Annotated in this window: 22 protein-coding genes; 8 read left to right on the forward strand and 14 right to left on the reverse strand. The window is 69.1% G+C overall.

What is annotated here, in order from left to right:
* The first annotated feature begins 152 nt into the window (after positions 1-152).
* The gene (locus tag AB0D12_RS38415) at positions 153-734 is read left to right on the forward strand and encodes a GNAT family N-acetyltransferase (protein ID WP_362693967.1); all 582 of its coding nucleotides are present in this window, start codon (positions 153-155) and stop codon (positions 732-734) included.
* On the opposite strand, the gene AB0D12_RS38420 is transcribed toward AB0D12_RS38415, so the two are convergent.
* The 6 genes from AB0D12_RS38420 to AB0D12_RS38445 all read right to left on the reverse strand — a co-directional run bounded on the left by AB0D12_RS38420 (position 724) and on the right by AB0D12_RS38445 (position 8,234).
* Positions 724-2,601, reverse strand: coding sequence for a type VI secretion protein (locus AB0D12_RS38420; RefSeq protein WP_362693907.1), 1,878 nt, complete (start codon positions 2,599-2,601; stop codon positions 724-726). The genes AB0D12_RS38415 and AB0D12_RS38420 overlap by 11 nt on opposite strands.
* A gap of 1 nt (position 2,602) precedes the next feature.
* Complete coding sequence (locus tag AB0D12_RS38425) at positions 2,603-4,015, reverse strand: ATP-binding protein (protein WP_362693909.1); 1,413 nt, start codon at positions 4,013-4,015, stop codon at positions 2,603-2,605.
* Positions 4,016-4,033: 18 nt separating this feature from the next.
* Positions 4,034-5,584, reverse strand: a complete 1,551-nt coding sequence (locus AB0D12_RS38430) for an SCO6880 family protein (protein ID WP_362693912.1) — start codon at positions 5,582-5,584, stop codon at positions 4,034-4,036.
* Positions 5,581-6,900 carry a hypothetical protein gene (locus AB0D12_RS38435; protein WP_362693915.1) on the reverse strand — a complete coding sequence of 440 codons (1,320 nt, stop codon included), beginning with the start codon at positions 6,898-6,900 and terminating at the stop codon, positions 5,581-5,583. Before AB0D12_RS38435 ends, AB0D12_RS38430 begins: the two co-directional genes overlap by 4 nt.
* Positions 6,890-7,753, reverse strand: coding sequence for a hypothetical protein (locus AB0D12_RS38440; RefSeq protein WP_362693918.1), 864 nt, complete (start codon positions 7,751-7,753; stop codon positions 6,890-6,892). The genes AB0D12_RS38435 and AB0D12_RS38440 overlap by 11 nt, the downstream gene beginning before the upstream one ends.
* Positions 7,754-7,925: 172 nt before the next feature.
* Complete coding sequence (locus AB0D12_RS38445) at positions 7,926-8,234, reverse strand: hypothetical protein (RefSeq protein ID WP_142217964.1); 309 nt, start codon at positions 8,232-8,234, stop codon at positions 7,926-7,928.
* A gap of 376 nt (positions 8,235-8,610) precedes the next feature.
* Here AB0D12_RS38445 and AB0D12_RS38450 point away from each other — a divergent pair, with 376 nt between their 5' ends.
* The 3 genes from AB0D12_RS38450 (at position 8,611) to AB0D12_RS38460 (ending at position 11,437) form a co-directional block, all read left to right on the forward strand.
* The gene (locus tag AB0D12_RS38450) at positions 8,611-9,405 is read left to right on the forward strand and encodes an SAM-dependent methyltransferase (RefSeq protein ID WP_362693921.1); all 795 of its coding nucleotides are present in this window, start codon (positions 8,611-8,613) and stop codon (positions 9,403-9,405) included.
* 66 nt (positions 9,406-9,471) lie between these two features.
* Positions 9,472-10,467: a bifunctional lytic transglycosylase/C40 family peptidase gene (locus AB0D12_RS38455; protein WP_362693970.1), complete on the forward strand. Its 996-nt coding sequence runs from the start codon at positions 9,472-9,474 to the stop codon at positions 10,465-10,467.
* A gap of 247 nt (positions 10,468-10,714) precedes the next feature.
* The gene (locus tag AB0D12_RS38460; protein WP_362693925.1) at positions 10,715-11,437 is read left to right on the forward strand and encodes a phosphatase PAP2 family protein; all 723 of its coding nucleotides are present in this window, start codon (positions 10,715-10,717) and stop codon (positions 11,435-11,437) included.
* A 28-nt stretch (positions 11,438-11,465) separates the two neighbouring features.
* On the opposite strand, the gene AB0D12_RS38465 is transcribed toward AB0D12_RS38460, so the two are convergent.
* Positions 11,466-13,040 (reverse strand): FAD-binding oxidoreductase, encoded by a 1,575-nt coding sequence (locus tag AB0D12_RS38465; RefSeq protein ID WP_362693928.1) that lies wholly within the window; start codon positions 13,038-13,040, stop codon positions 11,466-11,468.
* 394 nt (positions 13,041-13,434) lie between these two features.
* Here AB0D12_RS38465 and AB0D12_RS38470 point away from each other — a divergent pair, with 394 nt between their 5' ends.
* Positions 13,435-14,265 (forward strand): hypothetical protein, encoded by an 831-nt coding sequence (locus tag AB0D12_RS38470; RefSeq protein ID WP_362693931.1) that lies wholly within the window; start codon positions 13,435-13,437, stop codon positions 14,263-14,265.
* Positions 14,266-14,340: 75 nt separating this feature from the next.
* Entirely contained in the window at positions 14,341-14,532 is a 192-nt protein-coding gene (locus AB0D12_RS38475; RefSeq protein WP_362693933.1) for a hypothetical protein, read from the forward strand.
* Positions 14,533-14,584: 52 nt separating this feature from the next.
* Here AB0D12_RS38475 and AB0D12_RS38480 read toward each other — a convergent pair whose 3' ends face one another.
* The gene (locus tag AB0D12_RS38480; protein WP_251017580.1) at positions 14,585-14,917 is read right to left on the reverse strand and encodes a metal-sensitive transcriptional regulator; all 333 of its coding nucleotides are present in this window, start codon (positions 14,915-14,917) and stop codon (positions 14,585-14,587) included.
* 221 nt (positions 14,918-15,138) lie between these two features.
* On the opposite strand from AB0D12_RS38480, the gene AB0D12_RS38485 reads away from it, so the two are divergent.
* Together AB0D12_RS38485 and AB0D12_RS38490 are read left to right on the forward strand one after the other, a co-directional pair.
* Positions 15,139-15,759: a DUF47 family protein gene (locus AB0D12_RS38485; protein WP_327324529.1), complete on the forward strand. Its 621-nt coding sequence runs from the start codon at positions 15,139-15,141 to the stop codon at positions 15,757-15,759.
* Between the two features lie 5 nt (positions 15,760-15,764).
* Complete coding sequence (locus AB0D12_RS38490) at positions 15,765-16,763, forward strand: inorganic phosphate transporter (RefSeq protein ID WP_362693937.1); 999 nt, start codon at positions 15,765-15,767, stop codon at positions 16,761-16,763.
* Between the two features lie 427 nt (positions 16,764-17,190).
* Here the strand turns inward: AB0D12_RS38490 and pstB are convergent, their stop codons facing one another.
* The 6 genes from pstB to AB0D12_RS38520 form a co-directional block, all read right to left on the reverse strand.
* Positions 17,191-17,967, reverse strand: a complete 777-nt coding sequence (gene pstB / locus AB0D12_RS38495) for a phosphate ABC transporter ATP-binding protein PstB (RefSeq protein WP_362693940.1) — start codon at positions 17,965-17,967, stop codon at positions 17,191-17,193.
* 29 nt (positions 17,968-17,996) lie between these two features.
* On the reverse strand, positions 17,997-19,073 hold the full coding sequence (gene pstA, locus AB0D12_RS38500; protein ID WP_362693943.1) for a phosphate ABC transporter permease PstA: 1,077 nt from the start codon (positions 19,071-19,073) through the stop codon (positions 17,997-17,999).
* Complete coding sequence (gene pstC / locus AB0D12_RS38505; protein ID WP_362693946.1) at positions 19,070-20,071, reverse strand: phosphate ABC transporter permease subunit PstC; 1,002 nt, start codon at positions 20,069-20,071, stop codon at positions 19,070-19,072. The genes pstA and pstC overlap by 4 nt, the downstream gene beginning before the upstream one ends.
* 100 nt (positions 20,072-20,171) lie before the next feature.
* Positions 20,172-21,305 (reverse strand): phosphate ABC transporter substrate-binding protein PstS, encoded by a 1,134-nt coding sequence (gene pstS, locus AB0D12_RS38510; protein ID WP_362693949.1) that lies wholly within the window; start codon positions 21,303-21,305, stop codon positions 20,172-20,174.
* A gap of 228 nt (positions 21,306-21,533) precedes the next feature.
* A complete protein-coding gene (locus AB0D12_RS38515; RefSeq protein ID WP_362693973.1) occupies positions 21,534-21,950 on the reverse strand; it encodes an NUDIX hydrolase in 417 nt (138 codons plus the stop codon).
* Positions 21,951-21,969: 19 nt separating this feature from the next.
* On the reverse strand, positions 21,970-23,079 hold the full coding sequence (locus AB0D12_RS38520; protein ID WP_362693976.1) for a CHAD domain-containing protein: 1,110 nt from the start codon (positions 23,077-23,079) through the stop codon (positions 21,970-21,972).

Consider the following 23,079-nt stretch of genomic DNA (forward strand, 5'->3'; position numbering starts at 1 on the left):
GTACTGCAGGGGGGACCCTGTGGGAGAGTAGGACGCCGCCGAACAATCATTGTGGGAAAGCCCCGCACCGTCATGGTGCGGGGCTTTTCTGCGTTCATGACCCATTGCTTGCTCAAGCGCCCGGGCCCGGTCAGTATCGGCAGATGGATCAGATCGACTATGTCATCCGTGCGGTGGGCGCCGAGGAGTGGGCGAAGGCCAGGGAGATCCGGCTTGCCGCTCTGCAGGACCCGGTCGCGCCCCTCGCCTTTCTGGAGACGTACGAGCAGGCCCTGGAGCGACCCGACGGCTTCTGGCAGGACCGAACCTCCGCGGCGGCGGAGGGGGTCGTCGCGCGCCAGTTCATCGCTGAGCTGGCGGACGGGCGGTGGGTCGGCACACTCACAGTCCTCGTCGAGCGGCCGGCCGGAGAGGTGCGGTTCGGGGAGGCGGCAAAGACCGACCAGACGCATGTGGTCGGGGTGTTCGTACGGCCGGAGGTGCGTGGTGCGGGGCTTGCGGAGGCGCTGTTCGAGGCGGCTCTGGAGTGGTCCTGGTCGCTGGCGGGGCCGCCTGTGGAGCGGGTGCGGCTGTATGTGGACGAGCGCAATGCGCGTGCCGAGGCGTTCTACCGGCGCATCGGGTTTGTGGCGAGCGGGGACTCCGTACCCGTGCCGGGGGATTCCACGGCACGGGACGTGGAGCTCGAGGTCAAGCGTCAGCTCCCGCGGCCGGCTGCTCGGCTTACTGGGTGAGCGGCTCGGGCCAGCGGGCGCGCGCCTGTTCGGCGGAACGGAGCAGGACCAGGGTCGGCAGTCCCTGGTCCTGACCGGTTGCCAGCAGCTCCGGAAGGCTGGGAAGGGGAGCCACGGCCGCGACGTCGTCCAGGACGAGCGTCATTGGTGGGTCGAGCCGGCCGTCGGATGACCGTGCGGCCATGCGGCGGCCGTGCTCGACCACGTCTGAGGCGAGTGCGGTGAGCAGAGGCATTGCGCCGGGGTGGGTTCTGGGGTCCTCGATCGGTTCACCCACCACATAAAGGGTTCCCCCTTCATTTATGAATGATTCCAAGGTGAGGGAATCGGTTCGGTTCGGGCTGCAAGCCTCACGGATGTGGATCGAGGAGAGCACGGAGAGGGCGCGCACCACCAACTGCTGGGCGATCTCCCGGCGTTCGGGATGTCCGGTGAGCGCGGACTCGAGCAGCCCGGCGAGTCCGGCGGTGGCCTTGGGGTGCGTACGGAGGATACGTACGGCGTCCTGGGCGCTGCCGCCCTGTGCCCAGCGGTGGAGTTGCTTGAACGGGCGTCCGTCCACCGCGGCGGCATGCAGCCAGCAGCGCAGGAGCGTCTCCGCGGTGTCGGCCATGGCGGCGTCGAGGAGGGCGCGGGGCCTTATGGGCGCGAGGAGGGCGACGGCGCGGGCGGCGGCGGTGTCGGCGTCCTCGCAGTGCGCGGTGGGCGACCAGTGGAGGCGGGCGGGGGTGTCGCAGAGATGCCCGGGGTCGTAGACGAGGACAGGGCCGAGCTTGGCCCGCGCGCCCTTGGTCTCGGCCCACACGGTGGGATCGGAGGTGACGACGAGCGCCGGCCCTTCGGCGTCGAGGACGGCCTGAACGGTGACGGGCCTGCGGGTGGCGGGGTCGCCGTAGAGGATGCGGGGGGTGCGGGGTGCGGGCACGGCGGTGTGCGGGTCCCATCCGCCCGTGCCTTGCGCCATAAGGGGGTTGGCGCCCGCAGGCCGGGTGTGCGGGCTCGCGGCGGCGCCCCGGCTCGCCGAGGGGTGGGCCGGGTGCGGGCTCGCCGCTGCGCCGTCGCCCGGGGCGGCGGCTGATGGGTAGCTGGGCTCGCCGGGCTGGTGCCCGGTTCCCGGGTACGCGTGCGCGTCTTGGCTTGCGGCTGCGGCGTACGGGCCTGTGGGAACGCCGGAGCCGTGGGCGCCGGAGCTGCCGGCCCATCCGCCCGCGCCTTGCTCCATAGGGGGGTCGGGGTTTGTGGCCCCGGCGTACGGGCCTGTGGGTGCTCCTGGCGAGGGGGTGCCGGGGCCGGATGCGGCGCGGGGGTCCCAGCCGCTTGCTCCCTGGCCGGCATCCCGCGGCTGCCCGGGGCGGCCGTCAGCCGGCTTCGTCGGATCCGGGCTTCCCGTGTGCGCGCCCGCGGTCGAGGAGCCCGCGGTCGAGGAGCCCGTCGGGTCCCCGTCCTCCGTCTTCGCGGCGGGGGCGGTCCGGGGCGAGGGAGCGTCGGAGACGCGGCCCGCGCGGCCCACGTGCCAGCGGGCGACCGTGCCGAGGACGAACACCGTCACTACCACCAGCACCATCAACTCGCCTATGGCCAGGCCCCAGAACAGCCCGTACCCCGACAGCTCCGCCGGCGGAGTGTCCGGCCATGCGGCCTGGAGGTCGTGCGGCTTGGACGCCAGCGCACGTATGGCCAGCGGCGTACCGGCGTAGGTGACACCCGTCGGCCACGAGCCGTGTGTGATCAAGCCCGCCAGCCCCGTGGCCGTCCAGACCAGCAGGCTCAGCCCGAGCAGAAAGCCGAGCAGGCCCACCAGCAGGCCGTCGGGAATGCCGCGCTCGTCCCGCTCCTGAGCGTGCTGGTAGTGACGGCGGTCGCGCATGTCATGCCACCGTTGACTCGGAGGACTCGTCCAGCTGATGCTGTTCGATCAGGGCCGCGCGCTGCTCCGCCTCCCACTCGGCGGCGGCCACGTCCTCGGGCAGCGCAGGCCCCGAGGATTCCGTCATCGCCCGGTCCGTGAAGACCAGTGGTCTCTCCGCCTCCGTCACCAGGTGTTTGACCACCTGGACATTGCCGTTGACGTCCCAGACCGCGATTCCGGGAGTGAGCGTGGGAATGATTTCCACCGCCCATCGCGGCAGGCCGAGCACACGGCCCGTAGCCCGTGCCTCGTCCGCCTTCTGCGCGTAGATCGTCCTCGTCGACGCCATCTTCAGGATCGCCGCCGCCTCCCGCGCCGCAGCCCCGTCGACCACGTCCGAGAGATGGTGGACGACGGCCACGAAGGACAGGCCCAGTCGGCGGCCGAACTTCAGCAGGCGCTGGAAGAGCTGGGCCACAAAGGGTGAGTTGATGATGTGCCACGCCTCCTCCACCAGGAAGATGCGTTTCTTTCGGTCCGGGCGGATCCAGGTGTGCTCCAGCCACACCCCCACGATCGCCATCAGGATCGGCATCGCGATCGAGTTCCGGTCGATGTGCGAGAGGTCGAAGACGATCAGCGGCGCGTCCAGATCGATCCCGACCGTCGTCGGCCCGTCGAACATGCCGCGCAGGTCACCGTCGACCAGTCGGTCCAGGACGAGGGCGACATCCAGGCCCCATGCCCGTACGTCGTCCAGGTCGACGTTCATCGACTCGGCGGACTCCGCCTCCGGGTGCCGAAGCTGGTCCACGATGTCGGTCAGCACCGGCTGCCGGTCGACGATCGTCTCGTTGACGAACGCGTGCGCCACCTTCAGCGCGAAGCCCGACCGCTCGTCGAGCCCGTGCCCCATGGCGACCTCGACGATCGTACGGAGCAGAGCCAGCTGTCCCGTCGTTGTGATCGCGGGGTCGAGCGGATTGAGCCGTATGCCGCCGTCCAGCGCTGTCATCGGGTCCAGCCGGATGGGTGTGATGCCCAGTTCCTGGGCGACGAGGTTCCACTCGCCCACCCCGTCCTCGCCCTGGGCGTCCAGCACCACCACTTGGCGGTCGCGGAACCGCAACTGTCGTAGTACGTACGTCTTCTCGAGCGCCGACTTGCCGTTGCCGGACTCGCCGAGCACCAGCCAGTGGGGGGCCGGCAGCTGCTGGCCGTACAGCTGGAAGGGGTCGTAGATATAGCCCTTGCCGCTGTACACCTCGCGGCCGATGATCACGCCCGAGTCGCCGAGGCCGGGCGCGGCGGTGGGGAGGTAGACGGCCTGCGCCTGCCCCGTCGACGTACGGACGGGCAGGCGGGTCGTCTCGACCTTCCCGAAGAGGAAGGCGGTGAAGGCATCCGTGAAGACGGACAGCGGATCTCGCATGGCGGACTGCCCTCTCGTTCAGCGTCGGATGCCGGTCGCGAACGGCAAGGTGTTCACAAAAGCCCGGTGGTGCTCACGATCGCACCACTCCAGCTTCAGATAGGACTTGCCGGCCGAGGCCCTGATCGTGCGCTTGTCCCGGGCCAGGGCTTCGGGCGAACGCGATGACACAGTGATGTACCCGACGAGGTTGACCCCTGCCGCACCGCTCGCCAGATCTTCACCCCGCTGGTCGAGCCGTCCGTGCGCGGCGATGTCGCGCGGGTCGACGGTCCGGTTCATCTTGGCGGCGCGGCTCGCGTCCGCCTCGTCGTTCGTCTTCTCGGTGAGCATCCGCTCGATGGCGACCTCGGTCGGCTCCAGGTCCATGCAGACCGCGACGGTACGGATCACATCGGGCGTGTGGACGAGCAGCGGCGCCAGGAAGTTGACGCCGACCGGCGTCATCGGCCACTCCTTCACCCAGGCGGTGGAGTGGCACCAGGGCGCGCGGGTGGACGACTCACGGGTCTTCGCCTGCAGATACGTCGGCTGCATGGCGTCCAGCTCGGCCGGCCAGGCGTTCCGTTTCGTCATCGCCTGGATGTGGTCGATGGGGTGGTCGGGGTCGTACATCGAGTGGACGAGGGAGGCAAGGCGGCCCTGGCCGAGCGGCTGGCGGACCCGGATGTCCGCCTCGGCGAGGCGCGCACAGATGTCGGTGAGTTCGCGGGCCATGACGACGGCGAGGCCCGCGTCCTTGTCGAGCTTGCGGCCGGACTGCGGTCGGGCGGCACGGGCCATGGTGTGGGCCTCGGCGGCCAGTTCACGGGTGTAGTGCATGCAGGCGACGAGGTACGCGCGGTGCTGCTCGCTGGAGGTGGAGACCATCGACTGCAACTGGTCGTACGAGTCGCGCAGCCACATCGGCGTCCGCTGGTCGCCGCGCTGGGCAACGTCCTTGGCGTGCGCGTCGGGGTCGGCGGGGAGCGTACGGGCGAGCATCTGAAGGCGCGTTACAAAGCCGTCGCCGTTGGCCACATGCTTCAGCAGCGTGCCGAAGCGATCGACGAGCGCCTCCTGGTCCTCGCTGTCGCGCAGTCCGACGCCGGGGCCCTCGATCTCGATGGCGGCGGTGACGGTACGGCGGTCGGCATGCAGCAGTACGGCGATCTCGTCCGGGCCGAAGGGCGCGGCGAGCCAGTTGATCCTGCCGATGCCCGGGGGCGGGCCGACCTCGATCTCACGGCCGTCGAGACGGATACCGGACTCGGCGGCGGAGGAGCGGTAGAGGGTGCCGCTGCGCAGGGTGCGCTTGTAACTGCGGTTGATCTCGAACCACTTGTAGAAGGTGCGGTGCCTGAACGGCACGTACACGGCGGCGAGAGCGAGGAGCGGGAAGCCCATCAGGAGCACGATCCGCAGGGACAGGACGGGGACCAGCAGCCCGCTCATCATGCCGAGGAACGCGCCGGCGATGATCAGCGCGATCTCGCCGGTCTCGCGGTTCTTGCCGACGATCGCGTTCGGCCGGGCACGGCCGATGAGATACGTACGGCGGGGCGTGATCGCTTGGGACTGGGTGGTCAACGCCCTCCACCTCCTGTGCTCTTGCGGTTGCTGTGCGGGGTGCCTGATCCGGGACTGCTGTTACGGGGCGGGGGCGCGGCGGATCCGCCGCCTGCGGTGCCCCCGCCGGAGGGGCGGCTGCTGTGCGCGGCGACGCCTCCGCTGATGGGGTTGGCGGGGCGGGGGGCGCTGCTGTTGTTGCTGTCGCCGCCGCCCTGGTTGCCGCGGCTGCTATGGGTCTTGATGCCCTGGGAAACAAGGTTGGCGGGCGAGCTGATGACGGCGGCCGCGGCGTTCTCGGCGCCGTTCTGCAGGCGGTTGTTGCGGGAGGCGACGATCTCGTCGCCGAAACCCGGGACGAAACGGTAGATCACCGCGGAGGCGAAGATGGCGAGCAGGATGATCGCGAGGCCGGAGACGACGGCGGAGAACGAGTTGGGTCCGTTCTCGGCGGAGAGCGCGCCCGCGAGACCCAGGACGATCGCGATCACTGGCTTGACCATGATGATCGCGATCATGATTCCGGCCCAGCGGCGGACCCGTCCCCACATGTTCTTGTCGACGAGTCCGGAGTAGACGACGACGCCGAGGAGGGCGCCGACGTAGAGAAGGATGGCGCGGATGAACAGCTCGAGGAAGAGGACGCCGGCGGCGAGGATCGTGACGAGTGAGACGACGATCAGCATGATCGGCCCGCCGCCGATGTCGGTCCCCTTCTTCAGGGCACCGGAGAAGTTCCCGAAGAACTGATCGGTCTGCCCGCTGGTGCCGCCTGCGATGACCTCGGTGACGCCGTCGGTCGCGGAGACGAGGGTGTAGAGGATCAGCGGGGTGAAGGCGGACGCGAGGACGGTGAGCCAGAGGAAGCCGACGGCTTCGGAGATGGCGGTGGTGAGGGGGACACCGCGGACGGCGCGCTTGGCGACGGCGAGGAGCCAGAGGACGAGGGTGAGGATGGTGGAAGCGGCGAAGACGATGGCGTACTGGGCGCGGAAGGCGGAGTTGGTGAAGTCGACGGTGGCGGTGGAATTCACCGCTTTGGAGAGCTGGTCGATGGTCCAGACGGCGGCGTCGGCGCAGCCGCGGGCGAGGGAGGAGAGGGGGTCGAGGGCGTTGGCGGGGTCGAGGGGGGTGGAGCGGGGGGCGCCGCCGGGGGCGCCGTTGTCGCAGTAGTCACGTGCGGGGCCGCGAATCAGGTCGCAGGGATCGTTGCTCTTGCTTGGAGTCGGCGTCGGCGCCGGGGCTGCGGAAGCGCGGGTCGCCAGCAGTACGACAGCCGTCTGGAGACCGGAGACTGCGGCGGTGATCGAGAGGGCTCGGCGCCGGCTATCGGGCATACGTGAACCCTCCGAACTGTCGCACGGCGTCGGCCATCTCCTTGGCGCCGGAAGCGGCCTGGTCACGGCCGACCGGTACGGGGCCGTCCTTTTGCGTGAAGTCAGTGACCTTCCAGTCCCCGTCGATCCACTGCAGCTCGAAGATGTTCGTGTACCAGCTCTCGGAAACGGGGTTCTTGGAGCCCTCACCGGCCAGCCCGAAGAGCGCCGAGTACCAAACGGAGACGCGTGCCGTGCCACCGTTGAAGTTCTCCACCTTGGATCCCACCGGGTTGAAGCGGGTAATGAACGTCATCCCGGCCGGGGCTGTGCCATCGGGGTTCAGCCCGATGCTGGTGAGGAACTTCTCGCCGGAGTACACCTTGTCCAGGTCACCCTTGCGGGCAGCGGCGACCTCGGGCGCGTACACAGTGCTGACGATCTGGTCGCGGCGGGCCTTGTTGTACATACCGTCAGAGCCCAGCGCGGCCAAATAGTTCGCCGCCGCACTCTGCGCCCCCTGCTCATCCTTCGCGTACCCCGAAGGAATCCCCCCGTCCTTCTCCGTCACCGGCTTCACGCCCGTCGCCGCCGTCGGAGCCCCGGCCGCACCCTTGCCGCCGCCCCCGGACGGGTCGTCCTCGGCCCCGCCGCCGCCCTGGTTCGCGAACGCGATAGCAGCGATCAGCAGCACCACCACACCCACCACCGTGATGAGGGAGCGTGAGCTCCGCACGGGTCGGCGCGCGCCGCCGTAGACGTCGGTTTCGCCACCGCCCGGCAGGCGCGTACGGGTCTGGCCCGAGCCGCCGAACCTCTCCTCCGTACGGCCGCCCGACTCGCCGCCGTAGCCCTGCTCGTCACCGAGGCTCATCTCGGGTAGTCCCCCTCAACCGTTCGCAGTTCCGCGTAGTACGACGCGCATCCCAACACGTAGTACGACGGTAGTCGTGCTGCTTCCCTTGCGGGCGTGGTGTGGTGACTCGACATCAGGGAAACGCAACCTCAAAGGGTGGGCCGGGCACATCCGGAGAGGACCGGCGGGGTCAGACAGCCATCCCGTACACGATGGTGAACAAGGTCCCCAGCGACCCGATGATGAAGACGCCGGTCAGACCGGCGACGATCAGGCCCTTGCCCTGTTCGGCGCTGAAGGTGTCGCGGAGTGCCGTCGCTCCGATGCGCTGTTTCGCCGCGCCCCAGATCGCGATGCCGAGGCAGAGGAGGATGGCCACGGCCATCACGACCTCGATCATCACTCTGGCCTCGTTACCCAGGCTCCCGAAAGGCCCCCAGTTCGGGGCGATTCCGCCGATGATGGTGGTGATGTCGCCCTTTTCGGCTGCCAGGATCATGTAACTCACCGCCCCTGTTGGGTTGTTCAGTGCCCCTGCCGCTCGGCATGGGTCGTCGTTCTATCTTCGCTGATGAAACCGCCCCCGTAAGCCGACTTGGCGGGTCTCTTTACCCGATCTCCGCACGTATGACCGGTCCAGCCGTCCTGACCTGCGGCGGGCATGGACCGGGGAAGGTACGAGGAGCGTGTACGGTCACTCTGTGTATCACGGAGGGTGACTCCCGGCAATAGGTGTCATTGTGCCCCCATCCGGGCGCTGTCGCCGTTCTCGCCCTGGCCGCGTTGCTCCCGTCCGACATCGGCCCGCCACTGGACAGAAGCACCGTCTGACCCAACACCAGCCGTTCCAAGCCGAGTTGGATATCTTGGACCGTGTGACCGACAACGCGCACTTACTCGCAAGGATCGACACCACGCGCCCCCACACCGCCCGGATCTGGAACTACTGGACCGGCGGCAAGGACAACTACTCCGTCGACCGCGAAGCCGGGGACCAGATCCGCGCGCTCCACCCCGGAATCGGCGACTACGCCCTCGCGGACCGGCTGTTCCTGGGGCGGGCCGTGCATCATCTCGCCGCCGAGGTGGGGATCCGGCAGTTCCTCGACATCGGGACCGGGCTGCCCAGCGCCGACAACACCCACGAGGTGGCCCAGCGCGCCGAGCCCGAGGCGCGCGTCGTGTACGTGGACAACGATCCCCTGGTCCTCGCGCACGCCCGCGCCCTGCTCACCAGTACGCCCGAGGGCCGCACCGATTATCTCGACGCCGATCTGCGTGATGTCGACACGATCCTGGAGAGCGCCGCCCGGACGCTCGACCTCACCCGGCCCGTCGCGCTGATGCTGCTCGGTGTCGTGATCTTCATTGAGGACGACGAGGAGTCGTACGGCATCGTCCGCCGTCTCATGGACGCATTGCCCGCCGGCAGTCATCTCGTCCTGTCCCACACCATCACCAGCCCGGCGATGCCGGATGTGGACGCCGCCGTAGCGTTCTGGAACGAGCACGGCACGCCCCGGCTCACCCAGCGCACCCCGCAGCAGCTCACCCGGTACTTCGACGGTCTCGAGATGCTGGAGCCCGGCGTGGTGTCGTGTTCCCGCTGGCGGCCCGAGGTACCTGCCGACGAGGTCGCCATGTTCGGCGGCGTGGGACGCAAACCCTAGGCTCGCGAGTGACGGGCAGGAACGCGGCTCGGATGGGGGAGGGTTGAGAGCGTGCGAAAAGTCTGGATGGCCGGTGGAATCGGGATCGGGCTGTGCCTGAGCTTCGTCGCGCTGCTCGTCGTCGGTACCTACTCCGCCGCCGCCGGGCTCATGGGCGGAAGCGGCGGGCGTGCGGTCGGCCTTGCCAAGGGCGCTGTGCCCGCGCTCTATCAGCCGCTCGTACAGAAGTGGGGCAACCTCTGCCCGGCCATCAACCCCGCTTTGCTCGCTGCCCAGCTCTACCAGGAGAGCGGCTGGAACCCCAAGGCGCAGAGCCCCGCCGCGGCCCAGGGCATCGCGCAGTTCATCCCCGGCACCTGGGCCGCGCACGGGGTCGACGGCGACAAGGACGGCGACCGCGACATCTGGGATCCGGCCGACGCGATTCCGTCCGCTGCCTCGTACGACTGCGAACTGGCCGGATATGTAAAGAAAGCGCCCGGCAACGCGACCGACAACATGCTCGCCGCGTACAACGCCGGCGCCTACGCCGTCATCAAGTACCAAGGCGTACCGCCGTACCGCGAGACACAGAACTATGTGAAGGTCATCCGCACTCTGGAGAAGAGCTTTGCCAGGCCTGTCGGGCGGGTCGAGCCGTCGCGGCAGGCGGCCGCGGCGATCTACTTCGCGCAGCAGAAGCTCGGTACGAAGTACTTGTGGGGCGGCAACGGCACGCCCGAGCAGGGCGGACGCTTCGACTGTTCCGGGCTGACCCAGGCCGCGTACCAGACCGTCGGGATCGAGCTGCCGCGCGTCGCGAACGACCAGTACAACGCCGGCGAGCATCCGTCGCGGGACGAGCTGCTCCCCGGCGATCTGGTCTTCTTCTCCGACGACCTCACCAACTCGCGGGCGATCCGGCACGTCGGGCTCTATGTCGGCGGCGGCTACATGATCGACGCTCCGTACACCGGTGCCGTGATCCGCTTCGACAAGATCGACACTCCGGACTACTTCGGTGCGACCAGGGTCACCAAGGACGGCGCGAAGGCGCTGCCGACCTCGTTGCCGGAAGCCTGACGAGCCGTCGGGCGTGGCCGGAACTCTCTGCTGAGCCACGTCTCTGAGCTGCAACGATGTGTCACTCTTCGATAACGTCATGGTGATCGTTCGGTGGAGAGTGGAACGTATACAGGGAGCGGGGCGTTCCATTGACTGGGACAGCGCACTGACCATGGAGCAGACACCGCACTGACCACGGGGGTTGGCAGATGCGGCGCACTCGGAGGTGCGTCGCGGCAGGCGACAAGGCAAGGGGCCGCAGCAGATGGCTGGACTCGCGTCGGATGGGTCGAACCCCGATCTCAGCCTGCTCTACGACATCAACGGCCTGGCCAAGGACGCCCCGTCGTGGCTCGACCGCACCATGGAATTCATCGGCGAGTACGGAATCATGCTCGCGATGGTGCTGGTGGTGCTCTGGTGCTGGTGGAGCGTGCGCCGGCGCGGCACCACCGAGGACTCGGTCGCGGCGGTCGCCGGGCTGGTCTGGGCGCCGCTGGCCGCCGGACTCGCGCTGCTGGTCAACATCCCCATCCGCGGATTCGTCGAACGGCCGCGGCCGTTCCTGGACCACCAGGGCATTGAAGTCCTGGTGGCCGGAAAGACCGACTACTCCTTCGTGAGCGACCACGCGACGATGGCGATGGCCCTCGGCGCCGGACTCTTCGTCGCGCACCGGAAGTTCGGGCTCGCCGCGATCGGTCTCGCCCTGGCTGAGGGCTTCTGCCGGGTCTATATGGGCGTGCACTACCCGACCGACGTCGTCGGTGGATTCGCGCTCGGGACGGCGGTGACGCTGCTGCTCGCGCCGCTCGCGCTGGCGCTGCTGACACCGCTCATGTCGGCGGTCGCCGGGTCGGGGCGGGTGGCGTGGCTCGTACGGTCGAGGCGGTCGGTGGCGGGGTCGGCGGACCTGCCGGAGACGGTCGGCGTTCCGGAGCCGAGGACCGAGGGGTCCGGCGCCGGGGACAAGGATCTGGCGGCCTGACGCCCGGCCCGGCGTCCGCCCGTACGTACTACAGCGCCTGCGGGAAGTTGAAGACCCTGTCCGGGTCGTACTGCTTCTTCAGCCGGGCGAGGCGGTCCGCGGCAGGCCCGTAGTACGCCCGGCGCCAGTCGGTCAGCGTGGGATCGATGTAGTTCTGGTACGCGGCTCCCGACGCATAACGGCGCATCGACGCATGGGCATTTTTCAGCCAGGCCTGCTGGGCGGTGCCCGAGGTGCCGGGCCGCCAGGAGCCGATGTACTGCGCGAGCATCCGGGACCGCCGGTGGACGAACGACGTCGCCAGGGGGTCCACGCGGTTGACCGCTCCGCCGAGCGCGGTGAGCGCGATGGAACCGCCGCCCCCGCCCTGGCCGGGCTTGATCCGGGTGAACGCCTCGGTCGCGGAGATCAGTGCGCGCATTCCGGCCGGGGAGAGGTTGTGGTCGAAGAAGTCGGAGGCCGCGACGTATGTCTCGCGCTGCAGCGCGCCTTGGGGCGTACGGCCCGGGGTGGTGCCCGGCAGATGGCACTGCGATTGGGTGATCGTCGTGCAGTTCGCGTAGCCGAGCATCGCCTCCCGGTAGCTGCGGCGGCGCACCGAGACCGAGCGGGCGGGCGAGCCGGCCTTGTCGGCGAGGCGGTCGAGCGCGTTCTTGAGGTCGCCCTCGCTGCCGAGGGAGAACGCGGCTATGGAGAGGGTCGGCGTGCCGCCGGGCCCGGCGGCGAGATGCGCGGACGACCATATCTCGTCCGGCTGGTCCGGGCCCCACTGCTGCCAGGCGCTGAGGACGGCCGCAGCCTTCGCCCAGGGCCAGGTGAGATAGGCGGTGACGGTCGGCGGCGTGGGATGTGTACGGAAGTGGAGCCGGGTCACGACGCCGAAGTTGCCGTTGCCGGCGCCGCGCAGCGCCCAGAAGAGGTCCTTGTTCTCGGTGGCGCTCGCGGTCAGCTGCTTGCCGTCGGCTGTGACGATGGTCGCCGCGGTGAGGCTGTCGCAGGTCAGACCGTACGCGCGTGAGGTGACGCCGTGGCCGCCGCCGAGGGTGAGCCCGGACACGCCGACGGAGGGGCACGAGCCCGCGGGGATGGTGCGGTTGTTGCGGGCGAGACCGGCGTAGACGTCGATGAGCTTGGCGCCGGCGCCGATGGAGCCGTCCTGTCCGACGCGGTTCAGCGAGGACACATCGATGACGAGGCGGCCGTTGCCGGAGGACCAGCCCGCATAGGAATGGCCGCCGTTCCGGATGGAGACGGGGACGCGGTGGGCTCTGGCGTAGGCCAGGCACTCCTTGACGTCGTCCTCGCCTGCGACATAGGCGACGGCGGCGGGCTTCAGCGAGTCGAAGCGGGTGTTGTAGAGCTGCCGGGCGGAGCGGTACGCGGCGTCACCGGGGCGTACGAGCTTCCCGTCGAGGCCGCGCGCGAGCGCGGTCCAGTCGGGCGCCGCGGCGGTGGTGATGGTGGTGGCGGACGCGGATCTGCCCGGTGAGCGGCCGGCGCCGGGCGTGCCGGTAGGAGCTGCGGTTGCGCCGCTGCCGTTCTTGCCTGTGCAGGCGGCAGCGGTGAGAACTACAGCGGTGGTGAGCAGTGCGCGCCGGTCCATGGGGCCTCCTGGGGAACGAGACGGTTCCTGGGGGCGGAGGGTTCCCGGGGCTGGGCGGCGGTTTTCCCTGTGCCGCAGGTCCAGAGGGCTGCGTCAGTGTTCCGTCGCAGGTGTCGATGTGTGCAACTCGGCATCCGTACGCGCCCGTTCGCGGGAGCGTCGGGCAGGCCCGGCCCAGCCGCAGGTGCAGCGGGCGGTGGCGAATGAGCCGCGTTCGGTGGTGGTGGCTCGGTGTGGCGAGGCGTCGCCGGTGGGGTCTTGCTGAAGCACCACTCCACGGTACTGGGGCCGCGTCGAGGACGGACCCCCGCGTGACGAGGGGCCAGGGCAGTCGTTATGCGGGACGGGTGGGGCCTCGTACAAGCAGCGGTTCCGTGTTGGGGGTTGGCAGGCGATGGTGGTGCAGCAGCACAGGCACAGGGGCGGGGCGTTCGCCGTCGCGGCCGTCGTACTGGGGGCGGTGGCGAGCAGCGGGTGTTCCGTCGGCGGCGGTGCCGCGGCCGACGACCGGCGGGGTGGCGGCAGAGTCGACGACGTACGGAGAGCCGCCGACGTACTGGCCGGGGCCGGCAGCTCCAAGGCCCGAACGTCCATGGAGATGGCGACCGGCGGGACCCGGGTGATCATCCGGGGCGAGGGCGGATACGACTTCAAGCGACGGGCCGGTGAGCTGAGGGTCGTACTGCCCAAGGATCCCGCGGGCGCCGACGAGCACCGTCCGATCACCGAGCTGCTGACGCCCGGGGCGCTGTACATGAAGAACCGGGGCGCCGGCGTACCGGCCGACAAGTGGGTGCGGGTCGACACGACCACCCTCCAGGACGGCAACCTGGTCACCGGCGGCGCGACCGATCCGCTCGCCGCAGCCGAACTGCTGCGCGGCGCGAGGGACGTGACGTACGTCGGCGAGGAGGAGCTGGCCGGGACGAAGGTGCGTCACTACCGGGGCACCACGGACATCGCGCAGGCGGCGCGGGTGGCCGAACCCCATGCGCGGGCCTCGCTGGCCGCCGCGGCGAAAGGGTTCGCCAAGGACATCGTGCCGTTCGACGTGTACCTCGACGAACAAGGCCGGCTGCGCAAGGTGCGCCACCGGTTCAGTTTCACCAATCAGGGCCGCCCGGTCGCCGTCGCGTCGACCACCCTGCTGTACGACTTCGGGACGCCGGTGGCTGTGCGTCTCCCCGACCAACGGGACATTTACGCCGGGAAGATCAGGGCCTAAATGGTCCGGACGTGCCATGCGCGGTCCGTGTATCACTCCCTACGCTAGGAAGTCGACACCGGCAGGAAGAGGTGAATGCACGTGGCTCCGCCCAATACTGCGACCGTCCAGGACCACGTGGCCCTCGCGGAGATCGAGCTGTGTGGTGAGTTGATCATCGCGGCGTCGGCCGCGGACGAGGAACGGCTCAGCCCGGACCGTATCGACGAGGTGCTGAAGGTGGTGGCCGAGCGGTCCGCGCTCTCAGGCCCGTCGCGGCAGGCGTGACCGGAAACACAGGGTGCGGCCGGGACGCGGTCGCCGCGCCCCCGTGCATGTACTAGGTGCGCAGAAGGCGCGCGATCGCCTTCGTCGCCTCCTCGACCTTTGCGTCGATCTCCTCGCCGCCCTTCACCGCAGCGTCGGCAACGCAGTGCCGCAGATGCTCCTCCAGCAGCTGGAGCGCGAAGGACTGCAGAGCCTTGGTGGACGCGGAGACCTGGGTGAGTATGTCGATGCAGTAGACGTCCTCGTCGACCATCCGCTGCAGCCCGCGGATCTGGCCCTCGATCCGGCGCAGCCGCTTGAGGTGCTCGTCCTTCTGCTTGTGGTAGCCGTGCACACCGTGGTCATGGTCCGTGACCGGGGGGCCGGCCGCCTCGGTGGTCGTCATCGCGTCCTCCCGTTGTCCGTCTGTCCTTGTCGACGTGCTTGTCCAGAAAGGGACTACATACCCCTCGTGGGTATATGGTAACGAATCGCGCGAGATCGGGGGCGGGGGCCCGTGATGGCCACTGTGCCCGATGGGCGACACTGAACAACGCCGGTTAGCCGTGGCCGGATGATGCGCCTAGCATCAGCCTGACCAAATCCAAAGCACCCCGAGGACCCCACGTGCGATTTCGTCTGACCCCCAGGGAGACGAGCTTCTATGACATGTTTGCCGCGTCCGCGGACAACATCGTCACGGGCTCGAAGCTCCTGATGGAACTGCTCGGTGCGGATGCCTCCGCCCGGGCCGAGATCGCGGAGCGGATGCGGGCAGCGGAGCACGCGGGGGACGACGCCACCCACGCGATCTTCCACCAGCTGAACTCCTCGTTCATCACGCCGTTCGACCGCGAGGACATCTACAAACTCGCTTCGTCGCTCGACGACATCATGGACTTCATGGAGGAGGCCGTCGACCTGGTCGTGCTCTACCAGGTCGAGGAGCTGCCCAAGGGTGTCGAGCAGCAGATCGAGGTACTGGCGCGGGCCGCGGAGCTGACCGCCGAGGCGATGCCGCATCTGCGGACCATGGACAACCTCACCGAGTACTGGATCGAGGTCAACCGCCTCGAGAACCAGGCCGACCAGATTCACCGCAAGCTCCTTGCGACGCTCTTCAACGGTAAGTACGACGCCATCGAGGTGCTCAAGCTCAAGCAGATCGTGGATGTGCTGGAAGAGGCCGCCGACGCCTTCGAGCATGTCGCGAACACCGTGGAGACCATTGCGGTCAAGGAGTCCTGAACCTCGTGGACACCTTTGCGCTGATCGTGACTATTGGTGTCGCGCTCGGATTCACGTACACCAATGGCTTTCACGACTCGGCGAACGCGATCGCGACCTCGGTCTCCACGCGGGCGCTGACGCCGCGCGCGGCGCTGGCGATGGCCGCGGTGATGAACCTCGCCGGTGCGTTCCTCGGCCAGGGTGTCGCCAAGACCGTCAGCGAGGGGATCATCGAGACGCCCCAGGGCCCGCGCGGCATGGGCATTCTCTTCGCGGCGCTGCTCGGCGCGATCGTCTGGAACCTGGTCACCTGGTACTTCGGTCTGCCGTCGTCCTCTTCCCATGCGCTGTTCGGCGGCATGGTGGGCGCGGCGCTGGCCGGCGGGACCGAGGTCATCTGGAGCGGCGTGCTCGAGAAGATCGTCATCCCGATGCTTGTCTCGCCCTTCGTCGGTCTGGTTGTCGGCTATCTGGTGATGGTCGCGATCATGTGGATGTTCCGTAGGTCCAACCCCGCCAAGGCCAAGCGCGGTTTCCGGATAGCGCAGACGGTCTCGGCGGCCGGCATGGCGCTCGGTCATGGTCTGCAGGACGCGCAGAAGACGATGGGCATCGTGGTGATGGCGCTGGTCATTGCCGACGTGGAGGACCAGGGCGACGCGATCCCGGTCTGGGTGAAGATCGCCTGCGCGATGATGCTCTCGCTCGGTACGTACGCGGGCGGCTGGCGCATCATGCGGACGCTCGGCCGCAAGATCATCGAGCTGGACCCGCCGCAGGGCTTCGCGGCCGAGACGACCGGTGCGTCGATCATGTTCGGCTCGGCGTTCCTCTTCCAGGCGCCGATCTCGACCACGCATGTGATCACCTCGGCGATCATGGGTGTGGGTGCGACAAAGCGGGTCAACGCGGTCCGCTGGGGTGTTGCCAAGAACATCGTTCTGGGCTGGTTCATCACGATGCCGGCGGCGGCGGCGGTCGCTGCGTTGAGCTATGGCGTGGTCTACCTGATCTTCGGCTGACCATCGCGGCGGTGCCGCCGTTCGCGCTGGAACGCAAGTGGGCCCGCCCCCTGGGAGAGGGGGCGGGCCCTTCGCCTTGCGGTGGCACCGCCATGCAGCACCGCGAGACGTGTTAGGGGGCCACGGGGCGTTTCAGCGGTTTGCCCGCCTGTCCGCGACCGGTACGCCGGAGGGTTCGGCGGTTCTCCGGTGGAAACCCCCCACCGGGAGAACCACGAACGCCCCCGGCCCACGCTCACCAGGAGACCGGCCAACTGAGGAAACCCCCCGCCGGAGAGCAACCACGAACGCCCCCGGCCCACGCTCACCAGGAGACCGGCCAACTGAGGAAACCCCCCACCGGGAGCACCACCAACGCCCCGGCCCCCGGTCGCCACACGACCGGGCGACTGCGCCACCGGCCCACCGTGACCACAGGACCGGATGACTACCCGAAGCGGCCGGAGATGTAGTCCTCCGTGGCCTGCACCGACGGGTTGGCGAAGATCCGCTCGGTCTCGTCTATCTCGATGAGCTTGCCGGGCTGGCCGACCGCCGACAGGTTGAAGAACGCCGTACGGTCCGAGACCCGCGCCGCCTGCTGCATGTTGTGCGTCACGATGACGATCGTGAAGCGCTCCTTCAGCTCGCCGATCAGGTCCTCGATCGCGAGGGTCGAGATCGGGTCGAGCGCCGAGCAGGGCTCGTCCATCAGCAGCACATCCGGCTCGACCGCGATCGCGCGGGCGATGCACAGACGCTGCTGCTGGCCGCCGGAGAGACTGGAGCCGGGCTTGTTCAGGCGGTCCTTGACCTCGTTCCAGAGGTTGGCGCCCTTCAGGGACTTCTCGACGACGTCCGCCAGCTGGTTCTTCTTGTACGAACCGTTCAGGCGCAGGCCCGCCGCGACATTGTCGAAGATCGACATCGTCGGAAAGGGGTTCGGCCGCTGGAAGACCATGCCGACCGTGCGGCGCACGGCGACCGGGTCGACGCTCGAGCCGTACAGGTTCTCGTCGTCCAGCAGCACCTTGCCCTCGACGCGGCCACCGGGAGTGACCTCGTGCATACGGTTCAGGGTGCGCAGGAAGGTGGACTTGCCGCAGCCGGACGGGCCGATGAAGGCCGTCACGGAGCGGGGCTCCACGGTCATCGAGATGTCCTCGATCGCCTTGTGGGAGCCGTAGTAGGCGGTGAGGCCGCTGACGTCGATGCGCTTGGCCATGTGAATCACTTCGCTTTCACGTGGTCGCGTCAGCGACCGGTCTTCGGGGCCTTCCAGCGGGCGATGCCGCGGGCCACCAGATTGAGGATCATGACGAAGGCGATCAGGACCAGGGCGGCGGCCCAGGCGCGGTCGTACGACGCCTCGCTGCCGACCCGGTACTGCTCCCAGACGTAGAAGGGGAGCGAGGACTGGGCGCCTTCGAACGGGTTCGTGTTGATCAGCTGGCTGCCGAAGACCAGCAGCATGATCGGGGCGGTCTCACCGGCGATACGTGCGATGGCGAGCATCACACCAGTGGTGATACCGCCGAGCGCGGTCGGGATAACCACCTTGAGGATCGTGCGGTACTTCGGTACGCCGAGTGCCAGCGAGGCTTCGCGCAGCTCGTTGGGTACGAGCTTGAGCATCTCCTCGGTGGAGCGGACCACGACCGGGATCATCAGGATCGACAGCGCCAGCGCGCCCATCAGACCGGAGGGCTGCAGCTCGAGGATGAGCATGATCGAGAGAATGAACAGACCCGCGACGATCGAGGGGATACCCGTCATGACGTCGACGAAGAAGGTGACGGCCTTGGCCAGCGCGCCCTTGCCGTACTCGACCAGGTAGACCGCGGTCAGCAGACCGATCGGCACCGAGATCACGGTGGCGAGGCCGACCTGCTCCAGCGTGCCGATGATGGCGTGGTAGACGCCGCCGCCCGCCTCGAAGCCGGGGACGCCGGCCATGGAGTGGCTGAGGAAGTAGGCGTTGAGCACCTTCGTACCGCGGCTGATGGTCACCCAGATCAGCGAGAACAGCGGGATCACGGCGAGGATGAAGCACACCCACACGATGCTGGTGGCGAGGCGGTCCTTGGCCTGGCGCTTGTTCTCGACGGCCGTGGTCACCACGTACGAGATGCTCAGAAAGAGAAGGGCCGAGATCAGGCCCCACTGAACGCGGCTCTCCCAGCCGGCCCCCATGCCGATGCCGACGCCGAGCGCGATGGAGACGACCGCGAACCCCGCCGGTGCCCAGCGGGGGAGCGACCGGCCGCTGAGGCTTCCCCTGTGGGAGGGCGGGGTCGGCGTGGGCCTGTCCTTGATGGCTGCCTGGCTCATGCGTTGGCCCCCGAGTACTCCTTGCGGCGCGCGATGATCAGGCGGGCCGCGCCGTTGACCAGCAGTGTGAGGATGAAGAGGACCAGACCGGAGGCGATCAGGGCGTCGCGCCCGAGCTCATTGGCCTCGTCGAACTTCGCTGCGATGTTCTGGGCGAAGGTTCCGCCGCCCGGATTGAGCAGATGGAAAGAGATCAGGAAGCTTGGAGAGAGGACCGTGGCGACGGCCATCGTCTCGCCGAGCGCGCGGCCCAGGCCCAGCATCGAGGCGGAGATCACGCCCGAGCGGCCGAAGGGGAGCACCGAGAGCCGGATGACTTCCCAGCGGGTGGCGCCGAGGGCGAGGGCGGCCTCTTCGTTCATGCGCGGGACCTGCAGGAAGACCTCGCGGCTGACGCTGGTCACGATCGGCAGGATCATGATCGCCAGCAGCACACCCACGGTGAACAGCGAGCGGGCGACGCCGACTTCGGTCTTCTCGAAGATGTACGTCCAGCCGAAGAACTCGTCCAGCCAGAGGTTGAGGCCCTCCATGTACGGGACGAGGAAGAGGGCGCCCCAGATGCCGTAGATGATCGACGGCACGGCGGCCAGCAGATCCACGACGTAGGCGAGGGGGGCGGCGAGGCGGCGCGGTGCGTAGTGCGAGATGAACAGCGCGATGCCGACGGCGATCGGTACGGCGATCACCATCGCGATGATCGAGCTGACGACCGTGCCGAACAGCAGGACCGCAATGCCGAAGACCGGCGGGTTGCCCGCCGGGTTCCAGTCGAAGGTGGTGAGGAAGTTGCCCTCGTCCTTCGAGATGGCAAGCGTCGCGCGGTAGGTGAGGAACGCGGCGATCGACGCCATGATCACCAGGAGGAGGATGCCCGAGCCGCGGGACAGGCCGAGAAAGACCTTGTCGCCGGCGCGGCCGGTGGACGTTCCGCGCCTCCTGTTGACCGGCGGAGCCGGCGTTGGGGGAGGGGAAGCTATCGGTGTAGTGGAAGCCATGATCTTTCCGGTCTGTGGCGGGGAGCTGCAGGACTCCCCTGGCGGCGGTGCACCGGATGGGTGGCCGGCGGGGGCGCAGGGCCCCCGCCGGCCTGTTGCGTTACTTCAGACCCGCGACGGTCTCGCGGACCTTGGTGTTGATCTCGGCCGGGATCGGGGCGTAGCCGGCGCCGGAGAGGAGCTTCTGGCCCTCGTCGCTGGCGGTGTAGGTCAGGAAGGACTTGACCGTGCCCAGGGTGTCGGCCTTGTTGCCGGTGTCGCAGACGACCTCGTAGGTCACCAGGACGATCGGGTAGGCGCCGTCGGCCTTGGTGGTGTAGTCGAGACCGAGGGCCAGGTCCTTGCCGGTGCCCTTGATCTTGGCGGCGGCGATCGCCTTGGAGGCGTTCTCGGAGCTGGCCTCGACCGGGGCGGCAGCACCCGTGTTGATCTTGACGGTCGGGATGGACTGCGAGGTCGCGTACGAGAGCTCGAAGTAACCGATCGAGCCCTCGGCCTGCTTGACCTGCGCGGCGACACCGGCGGAGCCGGAGGCGGCCTGGCCGCCCGGGGCCGGCCACTTCTTCTCGGCCTCGTAGGGCCAGTCGGCCTTGGCGGTGGCGCCGAGGTACTTGCCGAGGTTCGCCGTGGTGCCGGAGTCCTCGGAGCGGTGGAAGGCCTGGATCGCCTTGTCCGGGAGCTTGGCACCCTTGTTCAGGGCGGCGATCGCCGGGTCGTTCCAGTTCTTGATCTTGCCGTTGAAGATCTTGGCGATGGTCGAGGCGTCCAGGGTCAGGTTGTCGACGCCCGGCACGTTGTAGCCGATGGCGATCGGGCCGCCGACCATGGGCAGGTTGATGCCCTGGCCGCCCTTGCAGATCTTCTTGGACTCGGTGACCTCTTCCGGCTTGAGCGCCGAGTCGGAGCCGGCGAAGCCGACGGTGCCCTGGTTGAAGGCGATGATGCCCTCACCGGACGAGGAGGCCTTGTAGTTGATCTCCACGCCCTTGCAGCCGGCCATGTAGTTCTTGACCCACAGGTCCATGGCGTTCTTCTGCGCGCTGGAACCGGACGCCAGGAGCTTGCCCTTGGCGCCGTCGCACTTGATGTTCGACGCCGCGTTGGTCTGCTCGCCCGTGCCGCCGGTGCCGCCTGCGTTGTCGTCCGAGCCACACGCCGTGAGAACCAGGGCGCCGGTCACGGCGATGGCACCGAGCGCGGTGGCGCGAAGCCCGTTCTTGCGCTGAAGCTTCACTTCGGGTGTTTCCTTCCAGGAGCCGCCGGACGCTGACCGGGTGTCTTTGGCGTTCTATGGCGGCGTGGTTCGGGGTGGGGGGCCGGCACTGTGCCGGTCACCGTGTAGGGCCGAAATTAGGCAGATCAGGTGAAGCGGCCAACGGGAGAGAGTGAACGGGAGGTGAACCGTGTCGGGCGGCCTGGTGCCTGTCGCCGTGTCGCCACTCAGCGTGCCGGTTCATGCGGTTCACGCCGAGTGGAGGGCCGCGAGCAGCGCGTCCAGGAGCGTGCGGTCACGCGGCTGGGTGAGGCGGTTGCGGGCCGCTGTCGGGGAGAGCCAGAGGATGCGGTCGACCTCCTCGTTCGGAGTGAAGGTTCCCGTGGTCGCCTCGGCGGCCCAGTAGGTGACCTGCTTGGGGCGTCCGTTCGCAATGTAGTGCGCGGTGGGGAGGCGGGCACCGGGGACGCACTGGTGGCCGGTCTCCTCGAGTACTTCGCGCAGAGCGCCGGAAAGGGCGTCCTCGCCGCGCTTCAGCTTGCCCTTCGGGTGCGACCAGTCGTCGTACTTGGGACGGTGTACGAGGCAGATCTCGATACCGTCGTCCCCGTACGGGGAGCGGCGCCACAGCACACAGCCGGCGGCCGGGACGACGTCGTCCCCCAGGCGATTCACGACGCCGCCCTCACGGTGCCGTCACCGCCGCGGCCCTCTGCCACACCTGCTGGAAGGCGAAACGGGCGGCCTCGACCTCGTGCCGCTGATCAGCGTGCAGCACACCCAGGGCGTACGCGGTGGCCGGGGCGATCCGCGGCGTACGGGCTGCGGTGGCGGCCGCGTCGGCCGCTTCCGCGGCGTCGCGGTGGCGGTCGAGGACCAGCCCCGCATGGCACAGCACCGGGTCCGTCTTCGGATGCAGCACCTCCTGTGCGTACCGGTGCAGTCGCAGCAGCAGCCGCACCTGGTGCCAAGGCGCGTCCTGCGCCTCTCCGGCCGATGCGGCGGCGAGACCGTGCACCAGGGCCTCGGCGTTGTACGGATGTGCCGCGCGGGCCAGCGGCAGTGCGGCCACCGCCTCCAGGAACCGGCGCTCGGCGAGCTCCGCGGGCAGCGTCAGGGCCTCGGCGGCCGGGGCGCCGGCCGGCGGGCCGAGCGGCAGCTCGGAGGCGAGTACCGCGACGGCGTCGGCGACCGCGTGGAAGCGGGAGGAGCCGAGCGCCTGGAGCGCGGCGGAGTGGGCGCGGGTCCGGGCGAGGGTGAGCTGCCGCTCCAGCAGGGCCCCGGCCCGTGCGGCACCGACCGTGAGCGTGCCGGTACTGCGGGGCGTCTCGGCGCCGGGCTCGGAAGCGCCGGGCTCGGAAGCGCTGGGCTCGGAAGGGGCGGCCTCGGAAGGGGCGGCCTCGAGCGGGCCGCGCTGCCCCCTCGCGGGCGGCAGCGGTACCGCACCCGAGAGCCGGGACAGCGCTTCCAGTAGCCGGCCGAGCCGTGAGGTGCAGGCGTGCTCCTGGGCCAGAGTGGCGGAGAGCCAGGCCAGCTCGGTGCGCAGACCGTCCGCCCAGGCGGGGTCGAGCAGCGGCCGGAAGGTGTGCAGCGTTCCGCTGATCCGCCGGGACGCCTGGCGCAGCGCGCGGGCGGCCGCCGCCACGCCCGCCGTGTCCGCGCCGCTCTCGCTGTGCAGCCGCAGACTGCGCAGGAAGTCGCCGGCCTGCGCGTGGAGATACCGGGCAAGGGCCTCGCCCGCCGTGACCGTGGCCGGGAGACCGGCCGGGACGGCGGCAGTGTCCTGCCGGGAGAT

Source organism: Streptomyces sp. NPDC048479, assembly GCF_040651435.1.
Lineage (GTDB): Bacteria > Actinomycetota > Actinomycetes > Streptomycetales > Streptomycetaceae > Streptomyces.